8 protein-coding genes are annotated in these 12,927 nt (G+C 70.3%); 6 read left to right on the plus strand and 2 right to left on the minus strand.

Features of this window, described 5'->3' with window-relative positions:
• Positions 1–579: 579 nt before the first annotated feature.
• From AB0B90_RS35670 to AB0B90_RS35685, 4 genes are all read left to right on the plus strand, one after another.
• The gene (locus tag AB0B90_RS35670; RefSeq protein WP_350949132.1) at positions 580–4,182 is read left to right on the plus strand and encodes a discoidin domain-containing protein; all 3,603 of its coding nucleotides are present in this window, start codon (positions 580–582) and stop codon (positions 4,180–4,182) included.
• Positions 4,183–4,483: 301 nt separating this feature from the next.
• Positions 4,484–6,385 carry a DNA helicase RecQ gene (gene recQ / locus AB0B90_RS35675; protein ID WP_350949133.1) on the plus strand — a complete coding sequence of 634 codons (1,902 nt, stop codon included), beginning with the start codon at positions 4,484–4,486 and terminating at the stop codon, positions 6,383–6,385.
• 135 nt (positions 6,386–6,520) lie between these two features.
• Positions 6,521–7,183, plus strand: coding sequence for a TrkA family potassium uptake protein (locus AB0B90_RS35680; RefSeq protein WP_350949134.1), 663 nt, complete (start codon positions 6,521–6,523; stop codon positions 7,181–7,183).
• 112 nt (positions 7,184–7,295) lie between these two features.
• Positions 7,296–8,192: an LLM class F420-dependent oxidoreductase gene (locus AB0B90_RS35685; protein WP_362905687.1), complete on the plus strand. Its 897-nt coding sequence runs from the start codon at positions 7,296–7,298 to the stop codon at positions 8,190–8,192.
• 105 nt (positions 8,193–8,297) lie between these two features.
• On the opposite strand, the gene AB0B90_RS35690 is transcribed toward AB0B90_RS35685, so the two are convergent.
• Entirely contained in the window at positions 8,298–8,942 is a 645-nt protein-coding gene (locus AB0B90_RS35690; protein ID WP_362926478.1) for a hypothetical protein, read from the minus strand.
• 258 nt (positions 8,943–9,200) lie between these two features.
• Positions 9,201–10,190, minus strand: a complete 990-nt coding sequence (gene dapD, locus AB0B90_RS35695; RefSeq protein WP_350949137.1) for a 2,3,4,5-tetrahydropyridine-2,6-dicarboxylate N-succinyltransferase — start codon at positions 10,188–10,190, stop codon at positions 9,201–9,203.
• A gap of 94 nt (positions 10,191–10,284) precedes the next feature.
• On the opposite strand from dapD, the gene AB0B90_RS35700 reads away from it, so the two are divergent.
• Both AB0B90_RS35700 and thrS read left to right on the plus strand, forming a co-directional pair.
• A complete protein-coding gene (locus AB0B90_RS35700) occupies positions 10,285–10,887 on the plus strand; it encodes a glycoside hydrolase family 25 protein (protein ID WP_350949138.1) in 603 nt (200 codons plus the stop codon).
• 69 nt (positions 10,888–10,956) lie between these two features.
• Positions 10,957–12,924 (plus strand): threonine--tRNA ligase, encoded by a 1,968-nt coding sequence (gene thrS, locus AB0B90_RS35705; protein ID WP_350949139.1) that lies wholly within the window; start codon positions 10,957–10,959, stop codon positions 12,922–12,924.
• Positions 12,925–12,927 lie beyond the last annotated feature (3 nt).

Consider the following 12,927-nt stretch of genomic DNA (forward strand, 5'->3'; position numbering starts at 1 on the left):
TATTCTCCGCAACTTGCGGCAGTGATGTGCTGCTTCGGCGCATCTCTCCCACCCCTTCGGAGAGGTCCCAGGTGACGTCGTCCTCGGCATCGCGCGGCCGGTCGCCGCCCTGGCAGCCGGTTGCGACACTCATCGCCCTCGCGCCGACCTGAACGGCAGTCGACGGCAGTCGACGGCCGTTGACGGCCGTTGACGGCCGTTGACGGCAGGGTGCCGTGGCCCGCGCCCGGCGGAGCGCCCCGGGCCGCGACCGGTCAGGGCCCGCGATCCCGGACACCTCCCGTCCGGAACCCACAGAAAGATCCGACGTTCACCGTCGCTCGTCCCGCCGGCCACCTCCGCAGGAAGGACTCCGGCGTAACGGCGATCAGCACCCCCCAGCGACGAACGAGGCACGGCTCACGGCTCGGCCGGCACAGATCATCCGGCCGGCCCGCCGGATTCCGAGGACCCGGAACAAGAGGACCGGGTATCGGCGCCTTGTGGGCGAGGCACCCCCGGGTGCCGAGCGCGTCGCGTGGCGGAGGCCGCGGCCTCCCTCCCGACCCTGTCGTCCCAGACGAGAGATAGAGGAACGCGATGAGAAAGCACTACCTGGCGTTACGGCTGATGGCGGCGACGGCCGCGACCAGCCTGCTCGCTCTGGCCGGGGCGGTCACCGCACCGGCCTCGGCGGCGGCCGGCCCCAACCTGGCGGTGGGGAAGGCGGCCTCCTCCAGCAGTGTCAACGCCCCCTACGGCGCGGGCAACGTCACCGACGGCAACGCCACCACCTACTGGGAGAGCAGCAACAACACCTTCCCGCAGTGGGTTCAGGTGGACCTCGGAGCCGTGACCAGCGTCAACCAGGTCGTCCTGAAGCTGCCGCCCGCGGCGGCCTGGAACACCAGGACGCAGACCCTGTCGGTGCTGGCGGGCACGAGCGCCACGCCCACCACGACCGTCGCCGGTTCCGCCGGCCGCACCTTCGACCCGGCGACCGGCAACACGGTGACGATCGACTTCGCCACGACCAGCGCCCGCTACCTCCGGCTGAACATCACCGCGAACACGGGCTGGCCCGCCGGTCAGCTCTCCGAGTTCGAGGTGTACGGGCCCGGCTCCGGCGGTGACACGACACCGCCGAGCACGCCGTCGAACCTGGCCTACACCGAGCCGGGCTCGGGCCAGATCAGGCTGACCTGGAACGCCTCGTCCGACAACGTCGGCGTGACCGGATACGACGTCTACGCCAACAACGCCCTGCGCGCCAGCGTCGCGGGCAACGTGCTGACCTACACCGACACCCAGCCGGCCACCGCGACGGTCTCCTACCACGTCAAGGCCAAGGACGCCGCGGGCAACCAGTCGGGAAACAGCAACACCGTCACCCGTGCGGGCAGCACCCCGCCGGGGTCGAACCTTGCCGTCGGCAAGGCGATCACCGCCTCCTCCTCGGTCTTCACCTTCGTGGCCGCCAACGCCAACGACAACGACACGGCGACCTACTGGGAGGGCAACGGCGGCAGCTACCCCAACACGCTGACCGTGAGCCTCGGCGCGAACGCCACCCTCAGCTCGGTCGTGGTGAAGCTGAACCCCGACAGCGTCTGGGCGACGCGCACGCAGAACATCCAGGTTCTCGGGCGAGGACAGGGCTCGACCACCTTCACCACCCTGGCCGCGGCGGCGAACCACACCTTCGACCCCGCCTCGGGTAACACGGTGACGATCCCGGTCAGCGGCGCCTACGCCGACGTCCAGCTCAGGTTCACCTCGAACACCGGCGCCCCCGCCGGGCAGGTCGCCGAGTTCCAGGTCATCGGCACCCCGGCGCCGAACCCGGACCTGACGATCACCGGTGTGACCGCGTCCCCCACGTCCCCCGTCGAGACCGACTCCGTCACGCTCTCGGCCACGGTGCGCAACGGCGGCTCCGCTGCCTCCGGCGCGACGAACGTCAACTTCTACCTGGGCACCACCAAGGTCGGCACCGCCTCGGTCGCCGGGCTGGCCGCCGGAGCGTCCGTCACGGTGTCGGCCGCCGCCGGTCCCCGCGACGCGGGCAGCTACCCGCTGAGCGCCAAGGTCGACGAGGACGACACCGTCATCGAGCAGAACGAGTCGAACAACACCTTCACGAGCTCCGCCCCGCTCGTGGTCAGGCCGGTCGACACCTCCGACCTGGTCGCCACGACCGGCTGGACCCCCGGCAACCCGGCCGGAGGCAGTGTCGTCACCTTCTCCGTGGCGATCAAGAACCAGGGCACACTCGCCTCCGCGAGCGGCGCCCACGGCATCACCCTCACCGTGCTCAACGAGGCGGGCACCGTCGTCCGTACCCTGACCGGCTCCCACAGCGGCGTGATCGCGCCGGGTGCCACCACGAGCCCGGTGAACCTGGGCACCTGGACGGCGGCGAACGGCAAGTACACCGTCAGGACCGTCCTCGCCGACGACGCCAACGAGCTGCCGGTCAAGCGGGCGAACAACACCACCGTCCAGCCGCTCTTCGTCGGTCGTGGCGCCAACATGCCGTACGAGATGTACGAGGCCGAGGACGCCGTCGTCGGCGGCGGGGCCGCGGTGGTCGGTCCCAACCGCACCATCGGCGACGTGGCGGGTGAGGCGTCGGGCCGCAGGGCCGTGACGCTGAACAGCACGGGCAGCTACGTCGAGTTCACCACCAAGGCGAGCACCAACACCCTGGTCACCCGTTTCTCCATCCCCGACGCCCCGGGCGGCGGCGGCATCGACTCGACGCTGAACATCTACGTCAACGGCACCTTCCTCAAGCCGATCAACCTGACGTCCAAGTACGCCTGGCTGTACGGTCCCGAGGCCGGCCCCGGCAACTCGCCGGGCTCCGGCGGGCCGCGGCACATCTACGACGAGGCCAACGTCATGCTGGGGACCACCGTCCCGGCAGGCAGCAAGATCAGGCTGCAGAAGGACCCCGCCAACACCACGACGTACGCGATCGACTTCATCAACACCGAGCAGGTCTCGCCGATCGCGAACCCCGACCCCGCCAGGTACACGACCCCCACCGGCTTCACCCACCAGGACGTGCAGAACGCCCTCGACCGGGTGCGGATGGACACCACCGGCACCCTGGTCGGCGTCTATCTCCCGGCGGGTACCTACCAGACGGCGAGCAAGTTCCAGGTCTACGGCAAGGCCGTCAAGGTCGTCGGCGCCGGTCCCTGGTACACCCAGTTCCGGGCGCCCGGCAACCAGGACAACACCGACATCGGCTTCCGCGCCGAGGCCAGCGCGAACGGCTCGTCCTTCGCGAACTTCGCCTACTTCGGCAACTACACCTCCCGCATCGACGGGCCGGGCAAGGTGTTCGACTTCGCCAACGTCGCCGACGTGGTGATCGACAACATCTGGAACGAGCACATGGTCTGCCTCTACTGGGGCGCCAACACCGACCGGGTGACGATCAAGAACTCCCGCATCCGCAACATGTTCGCCGACGGCATCAACATGACCAACGGCAGCACCGACAACCTCGTCAGCAACAACGAGGCCCGCGCCACCGGAGACGACAGCTTCGCGCTGTTCTCCGCCATCGACGCCGGCGGCGCCGACATGCGCGGCAACGTCTACGAGAACCTGACGTCGATCCTGACCTGGCGGGCCGCGGGCGTCGCGGTCTACGGCGGGTACGACAACGTCTTCAGGAACATCTACATCGCCGACACGCTCGTCTACTCCGGCATCACAATCAGCTCGCTGGACTTCGGCTACCCGATGAACGGCTTCGGCGCCAGCCCGCCCACCAGGTTCGAGAACATCTCGATCGTCCGGGCCGGCGGTCACTTCTGGGGGCAGCAGGTCTTCCCGGCGATCTGGGTCTTCTCCGCCTCCAAGGTCTTCCAGGGCATCCGCGTGAGCAACGTGGACATCGTGGACCCGACCTACGGCGGCATCATGTTCCAGACCAACTACGTCGGCGGCCAGCCGCAGAACCCGGTCACCGACACGATCTTCACGAACATCTCGATCACCGGTGCCAGGAAGAGCGGCGACGCCTTCGACGCCAAGTCCGGCTGGGCCGTCTGGGCGAACGAGATGCCCGAGCCGGGCCAGGGACCGGCGGTCGGCTCGGCCACGTTCAACAACCTCCGGATGAGCGACAACTTCCAGAACATCAAGAACACGACGTCGACCTTCACGATCAACGTCAACCCGTGATCCCGCGGGAGACTCGGAGGAAGGCCGAGACAAAGCAGTCGAAATAAGGCGGCAGGGAAGCAAGCCGGTGCCGCCGGGAGGACCGACCCTCCCGGCGGCACCTTTCCCCGCTCCCTGGCTCTGCCGAACCGGTCCATCCCCGCTGGATCGCTCCGTCACCGCCGAACCGGCACACGGCCCGCCCCACCCAGACGCCCCCGGTTCCGTATGGCCCGGTATGGCCTGGTGCGGTGCCGGGCGACGTCCGCGTTCGCGGCCTGTTCGTCGCCGACCGGCGGGAAGATCCTCGTACACTGTCCCGATGGCTTCCCCCGAGAACGGCCCCGAGGCGAGCGACGCGTCGCGGGTCCTGCAGCGCGTCTTCGGCTACGACTCGTTCCGGGAGGGCCAGCAGGAGATCATCGAGCATGTCGTCTCCGGAGGCGACGCCCTCGTGCTCATGCCGACCGGTGGCGGCAAGTCGCTGTGCTACCAGATCCCCGCCCTCGTGCGGAAGGGCACGGGAGTGGTGATCTCACCGCTCATCGCGCTCATGCAGGACCAGGTCGACGCCCTGACCGCCCTCGGCGTACGGGCCGGGTTCCTCAACTCCACCCAGGACTTCGAGGAGCGCCGCGCCGTCGAGTCGGCCTTCCTCTCCGGAGAGCTGGACCTGCTCTACCTGGCGCCGGAGCGCCTGCGGGTCGACGCGACGCTGCGGCTGCTCGACAGCGGAGTGATCTCGCTGTTCGCGATCGACGAGGCCCACTGTGTGGCCCAGTGGGGGCACGACTTCCGGCCCGACTACCTCGCCCTGTCCGCGCTGCACGAGCGCTGGCCCGACGTGCCGCGCATCGCGCTGACCGCGACGGCCACCAAGGCCACCCACGCCGAGATCGCCTCCCGCCTGAACCTGGAAGAGGCCCGCCACTTCGTGGCGAGCTTCGACCGCCCCAACATCCAGTACCGCATCGCCCCCAAGAACGAGCCCAAGCGGCAGCTGCTGGAGCTGTTGCGCACCGAGCACGCGGGCGACGCGGGCATCGTCTACTGCCTGTCGCGCAACTCGGTCGAGAAGATCGCCGAGTACCTGGTGCAGAACGGCATCGAGGCGCTGCCCTACCACGCGGGGCTCGACGCCCGCGTCCGCGCCGCCAACCAGGCGCGTTTCCTGCGCGAGGACGGCCTCGTCATGGTCGCCACGATCGCGTTCGGCATGGGCATCGACAAGCCCGACGTGCGCTTCGTCGCCCACCTCGACCTGCCCAAGTCCGTCGAGGGCTACTACCAGGAGACCGGCAGGGCCGGGCGCGACGGCCTGCCCTCCACCGCGTGGCTCGCCTACGGCCTCCAGGACGTCGTGCAGCAGCGCAAGATGATCGACACCTCCGAGGGCGACGACGCCCACCGGCGCCGCCTGGCCACCCACCTGGAGGCGATGCTCGCCCTGTGCGAGGCGGTCGAGTGCCGCCGCGTGCGGCTGCTCGCCTACTTCGGCCAGGAGGGCACCGCCTGCGGCAACTGCGACACCTGCCTGTCGCCCCCGGAGTCGTGGGACGGCACGGTCGCCGCGCAGAAGGTCCTGTCGACCGTGTTCCGGCTCATGCGCGAACGCCGCCAGAAGTTCGGCGCCGGTCAGATCATCGACATCCTCCTCGGCAAAAAGACGGCGAAGGTCATCCAGCACGACCACGACGGGCTGACGGTGTTCGGCATCGGCACGGAGCTGAGCGAGGCCGAGTGGCGCGGCGTGGTCCGCCAGCTGCTGGCGCAGGGACTGCTCGCCGTCGAGGGCGACTACGGCACGCTGGTGCTGACCGAGGCGAGCGCGGAGGTCCTGGGCCGCAGACGCCAGGTGCCACTGCGGCGCGAGCCGGAGAGGGCGCCGCGCGCCGCCAAGGCCTCCCGGTCCTCGGCGGCCTCCAGCTCGCGCCGGGCCGAGCCCGTCGAGATGCCGCCGGAGGCGGTCCCGGTGTTCGAGCTGCTCCGCGCCTGGCGCGGAGCCACCGCGAAGGAGCAGGGCGTGCCCGCGTACGTGATCTTCCACGACGCGACCCTGCGCGAGATCGCGACCAGGGCGCCCTCGTCCCTGGCCGAGCTGGGCACGGTGAGCGGGGTGGGGGAGAACAAGCTGGCCAAGTACGGCGAGCAGGTTCTCGACACCCTCGCGGGATCCGCGGGGGAGTCCGAGGGCGGTGAGGAAACCCTTCTGGAGTTCCCCTGAGATAGAATCGGGCGAATTCGGGCCTGATGGCTCGCGCAGTGAGACGCATAGAGGAGCCTGGAGGCTGTCGTCCGCCTCCGGGCTCCTCGCATTGGCGGACCCCCGTGGCCGCGGACTCCCGAAAGAGGACGATCGTTGGCTGACAGAAGGAACGACCCGGTGGTGGTCGTCGGGCTCGGCCGCTTCGGCAGCTCCCTCGCGGTCGAGCTGTTTCGCAGGGGCACCGAGGTGCTGGCGATCGACAACCGCCCCAAGGTGGTGCAGAGCCTGGCGGGAAAGCTCACCCACGTCGTCGTCGCGGACTCCACCGACATCGAGGCGCTGCGGCAGATGGGGGTGCCCGACTTCTACCGGGCCGTGGTCGCGATCGGCACCGACCTGGAGTCCAGCATCCTCACCACGTCCCTGCTCGTCGAGTTGGAGATCGAGGACGTCTGGGCCAAGGCGATCAGCCGCGAGCACGGCCGCATCCTGGAGCGTGTCGGCGCCCATCACGTGATCCTTCCCGAGCACGACATGGGGGAGCGGCTGGCCCACCTGCTCAACGGGCGGATGCTCGACTACATGGAGGTGGACGGCGACTACGCGGTGGTCAAGACCCGTCCGCCCCGCGAGTACGTCGGCGTGCCCCTGGGCGAGTCCAACCTGCGGCGCAAGTACGGCGTGACCGTGGTGTGCGTGAAGGGCCAGTACGACGAGTTCACCTACGCCGACGCGGGGACCGTACTCGGGTACGGGGACGTCATCGTCATCGCGGGCAAGATCGAGCAGGTGGAGCGGTTCACCGAACTCCCGTGAGCCCTCCCCGGCCTCGCGCCGTGCGTCCCCGACTCGCCGTGCCCGGGTCGCCGTGTGTTCGCCGCGAGCGATCTAGACTGGGCGAAACTTCCTAGAACGGAGTTCGGTAACGATGCGATTCGGACTGTTCCTCAGCGGCTCCCAGAAGCCGGACGCGCTCGGTGACGTACGGGAAAGCATCGCCCGCGGGGCCGACGACGGCTTCTCCTCCGTCTGGATGTCCCAGACGTTCGACCTCGACGCCCTGACGGCGCTCGCAGTGGCCGGAAGCCAGGTGCCGGGGATCGAGCTCGGCACCGCCGTCGTCCCGACCTACCCGCGCCACCCGGCGGTCCTCGCCCAGCAGGCGCTCACCGTCAACGCCGCCCTCGACGGGCGGCTCGCCCTCGGTATCGGTCTCTCGCACCAGATCGTGATCGAGGGCATCTACGGCATGAGCTTCGAGCGGCCCGCCCGCCACATGCGCGAGTACCTGTCGATCCTGATACCGCTCGTACGCGGGGAGAACGTCTCCTTCGAGGGGGAGACCCTCACGGCACGGCTGGGCCTGAACACGCCGGGGCCGAGGGACATGCCCGTGCTCATCGCCGCCCTGGCCCCGAGGATGCTCAGGCTGGCCGGGGAGGTGGCGGACGGCACCGTGCTGTGGATGACCGGCGCCAAGACGGTGGCCGAGCACGTCGCCCCCGCCGTCACCGAGGCCGCGCGGGCCGCGGGGCGCCCCGAGCCGAGGATCGTGTGCGCGCTGCCCGTCTGTGTCACCGACGACGCCGAGGCGGCGAGGGCACTGGCCGCCGAGCGATTCGAGATCTACGGCCAGCTGCCGTCCTACCGGGCGATGCTCGACAGGGAGGGCGCCGCAGGGCCCGCGGATGTGGCGATCGTCGGAGACGAGGACGAGGTGTCGGCGCGGATCGAGGCGCTCGCCAAGGCCGGGGTCACCGACTTCGTCGCCGCCGAGTACTCCCCGGGCACCCGGACGCGGGAGTTCCTCAAGAGCCTCCTGTGAAGGCTCCCACGCCCCTGCCGCCCGGCGCCCCGCGAGCGGCCGTCGGCGACGCCGATCCTCTGAGGGCTCCTTCTCCCCCGCCACCCACGTAGGGGGCGGTCCCGCTCAGACGCCGAAGGCGCTCAGGGCCGCCCACGCCGTCCCCGCCCCGACGGCGGTCCCCGCGGCGACCTGGGCGGGTGTGTGGTGGGTGAGCCTGACGCGCGCCCAGCACACCGTCGCCACGACGAGCGCGCCCGCGACCAGCGTGGGCGCGGCGGGCAGCACATGGGCCAGCACCACCACGGTGCCCGCCGACACGGCCGCGTGGAAGGAGATCTTCCACCGGAAGGTGATCGGGACCGTCACCGCGAGCGCGGCCAGCATCGCGGTCACCGTGGCCACCAGAAGCCGGGGGGCACCCAGCAGGATCAGCAGCGTCAGCGCGACGACCACCGAGGCGACCGCGACCAGCAGCGGAACCGTACGGCTCGACCGGTCGACCAGGTGGTGGGAGTCGAGGCGTCCGGAACGGACCCCGTTCAGGATCACCAGGGCCGGGATCCCGCCGCACAGGGCCGAGGCCACCAGGCCCCAGACCGCACCGGGCCAGCCGTCCGCCATCAGCCCGACGAGCGGAGGCAGCCCGATGACCAGCACCTGCGGCGCGAACAGCCCGGTCACCCACCGGGCCACCGCCCCGGCCGTGTTCTCACCGTTCTCACCGCTGCCACCGATCTCACCGTCGCCCGCCATCCCCTGACCGGTCATCCGAATCCTTCCAGCGCGGACCGCCCCCGTTCGGGCGTGAGGGTCGTGGCCCCAGCGGCCCCGGCTGCCCCAGTGGCTCAAGCGGGCCCCAGCGGACCCGTGGGGCCACTCTGTCAGCTGAGGGGCCCGCGGACGAACATCCGCGAGCCCCGCGCGGGACGAACCGGAGAGGCGTCCCCGCGCCTCGCGAGGACGGCGGGCCGTGCTCCCGGAGCGGCTCCCGGAGCCGCTCCCGGACGAGAGCCGACGACCAGGCGGTCAGTCGTTGGCGTGCAGGACGCTGTTGAGCTCCACGCTCGTCCCCGTACGGGGCACGGCCTCGACCGCGCCCGAGGTGGAGTTGCGGCGGAACAGCACACCGGAGGCGCCGGAGAGCTCGGACGCCTTGACCACCCGTCCCTCGGGCCCTTCCGCCGGCAGGGCCACCTTGGTCCCGGCGGTGACGTAGAGCCCCGCCTCCACGACGCAGTCGTCGCCCAGGGAGATGCCGACGCCGCTGTTGGCGCCCAGCAGGCAGCGCCTCCCGATGGAGATGACCTGCTTGCCGCCGCCGGACAGGGTGCCCATGATCGAGGCACCGCCGCCGACGTCCGACCCGTCGCCCACGACGACACCCGCCGAGATGCGGCCCTCGACCATGGAGGTGCCGAGCGTGCCGGCGTTGAAGTTGACGAAGCCCTCGTGCATCACGGTCGTGCCGCTCGCCAGGTACGCGCCGAGACGGACCCGGTCGGCCTCGGCGATCCGGACGCCGGTGGGCAGCACGTAGTCGACCATCCGGGGAAACTTGTCCACCCCGTAGACGGTCACCTGACCCCGGGCGCGCAGGCGGAGCCGCACCTGCTCGAAGCCCTCGACGGCGCACGGCCCGTGGTTGGTCCACACCACGTTGCTGAGCAGGCCGAACAGCCCGTCCAGGTTCTGGCCGTGCGGCTGGACGAGGCGCGACGACAGCAGGTGCAGGCGCAGGTAGGCGTCGTGGGCGTCGGCGGGGGCCTCCGACAGCTTCGCGATGCCGGTGCGCACCGCGACCACCTCCACGCCGCGGTCCTCGTCGGGGCCGAGGAGCGCGGCGACCTCGGAACCGAGTTCCTCGGCCGCCTCCCGCTCGGTCAGCCGCGTGGTGCCCGGCGAGGGGGGCTCGCCCAGCCGAGGGGACGGGAACCACGTGTCGAGCACGGTTCCGCCGGAGGTGATGGTCGCGATGCCGGCCGCGTAGGCGCCGGAGGTCTGGGCTGCTGCGTTCACGCCGACCAAGCCTAGCCAAAGCAGCCGCAATGGCAGTACGCCGAGGGAGCGTCGGGCGTGTGCCCCGTGCCGTCCGGCGGTTAGCCTGACGGCCATGTTGCAGGGGATCGACGTGTCGAACTGGCAGGGCGCCGTCAACTGGGGCGCGCACGCGAGGGGCGGGGTCTCCTTCGCGTTCGCCAAGGCCAGCGAGGGGAGCACCTTCACCGACAAGTGGTTCGCCACCAACTGGAACGGCATGCGCGAGAGCTGGATCGTCTGCGGCGCCTACCACTTCGCCCGTCCCGCGGGAGACCCGGAGGCGCAGGCGGTGCACTTCCTGCGGATCGTGCGGCGGGCGGGGCTGCGCAGGGGGGACCTGCTCGCCCTCGACCTGGAGACCAACGATCACCTACCGGCGCACCGGGTGGCGCGGTTCGCCCGCGTCTGGTGCCAGGCGGTCGTCGCGCTCGCCGGGGTCAAGCCGGTGATCTACACGTTCCTGTCGTTCGCGCGGAGCGGCAACTGCGCCGGGCTGGAGCCCTATCCGCTGTGGATCGCCGCGCCCGACCACCCCCGGGGCAGGCCGGAGGTGCCGAGGCCGTGGGACAGGTGGACGATCCACCAGCACTCGAACAGGCCCCTCGACCGCAACGTCTTCCGCGGCACCCGGGCCGAGCTGACCTCCCTGGGCTACCGCCGGAGCCGCGACGCCTGAGAAATCGCGTTGCCGACACCGGTAGCATCGATTCCCAGACCATTCGTCGACCTCTCCCAGGGAGCAACAGTGTCCGCCGTGCCAGAACTTCGTGTCACCATCGCCGGAGCAGCGCGTGTGGTGGCGGGAGGCACGACGTACGGAGAGGCGCTGGAGGCGGACGGCCGCTCGGTGGTCGCCGCCCGCGCCAACGGCGAGCTGAAGGACCTCGCGGCCCCGGTGGCCGAGGGCGACGTGATCGAGCCGGTTCCCGCGGGCAGCCCCGACGGGCGCGCCATCGTCCGCCACTCCACCGCGCACGTCATGGCCCAGGCCGTCCAGGAGATCTTCCCCGAGGCCAGGCTGGGCATCGGCCCGCCGGTCGAGAACGGCTTCTACTACGACTTCGACGTCAAGGACCCGTTCACCCCCGAGGATCTCAAGCGCGTCGAGAAGCGCATGCGCGAGATCGTCAAGCAGGGGCAGCTCTTCTCCCGCAGGCCCGTCTCCGACGAGCAGGCCGCCGAGGAGCTCGCCTCGGAGCCGTACAAGCTGGAGCTGATCGGCCTCAAGGGCGGCGCGGCCGAGGAGGAGAGCGTCGAGGTGGGCGGCGCCGAGCTCACCATCTACGACAACCTCGACGCCAAGACCGGTGAGCTGCGCTGGAAGGACCTGTGCCGCGGCCCCCACGTGCCGACCACCCGGTCCATCCCGGCGTTCAAGCTGATGCGCTCCGGCGGCGCCTACTGGCGGGGCAGCGAGAAGAACCCGCAGCTCCAGCGGATCTACGGCACCGCGTGGGAGTCGCGCGAGAAGCAGGACGAATACCTCCACCTGCTGGAGGAGGCCGAGAAGCGCGACCACCGCAAGCTGGGCGCCGAGCTCGACCTGTTCTCCTTCCCCGACGAGCTGGGCTCGGGCCTGCCGGTCTTCCATCCCAAGGGCGGCGTGATCCGCCGCGTGATGGAGGATTACTCGCGCAGGCGGCACGAGGAGGCGGGATACTCCTTCGTCAACACCCCGCACATCACCAAGGAGAACCTCTACAAGATCTCCGGTCACCTCGACTGGTACGCCGACGGCATGTTCCCCCCCATGGAGCTGGAAGGCGCGAGGTACTACCTCAAGCCGATGAACTGCCCGATGCACAACCTGATCTTCCGGGCGCGCGGACGCTCCTACCGGGAGCTGCCGCTGCGGTTGTTCGAATTCGGGACGGTCTACCGCTACGAGAAGTCCGGCGTGGTGCACGGCCTCACCCGCGTGCGGGGTCTCACCCAGGACGACGCGCACATCTACTGCACCCGCGAGCAGATGCGCGACGAGCTGAAGTCGCTGCTGCGCTTCGTGCTCGACCTGCTGCGCGACTACGGCCTCGACGACTTCTACCTGGAGCTGTCGACCAAGGACCCGGTCAAGTTCGTCGGCAACGACGAGGACTGGGAGGAGGCGACCGAGACCCTGCGCGAGGTCGCCGAGTCCGAGAAGCTGGAGCTGGTGCTCGACCCGGGCGGCGCGGCGTTCTACGGGCCGAAGATCTCCGTGCAGGCCCGTGACGCGATCGGCCGCTCCTGGCAGATGTCGACGATCCAGCTCGACTTCAACCTGCCTCAGCGCTTCGAGCTGGAGTACCAGTCGACCGACGGTTCCCGGCAGCAGCCCGTCATGATCCACCGGGCGCTGTTCGGCTCGATCGAACGCTTCTTCGGCGTCCTGGTCGAGCACTACGCCGGCGCGTTCCCCCCCTGGCTCGCGCCGGTCCAGGTGGTCGGCATCCCGATCGCCGAGGCCCACGCGCCCTACCTCCAGGACCTGGCCAAGAAGGCCCGCGAGCGGGGCATCAGGATCGAGGTCGACGCCTCCGACGACCGCATGCAGAAGAAGATCCGCAACGCCCAGAAGTCCAAGGTGCCCTTCATGCTCCTGGCGGGCGACGACGACATCGCCAACGGCGCGGTCTCCTTCCGCTTCCGCAACGGCGAGCAGAAGAACGGGGTGCCGGTCGACGAGGCGATCGCCGAGATCGTCGACGCGATCGAGCGCCGCGTCCAGGTCTGAGCC

The sequence above is a fragment of the Streptosporangium sp. NPDC049078 genome (assembly GCF_040648855.1).
GTDB lineage: Bacteria > Actinomycetota > Actinomycetes > Streptosporangiales > Streptosporangiaceae > Streptosporangium.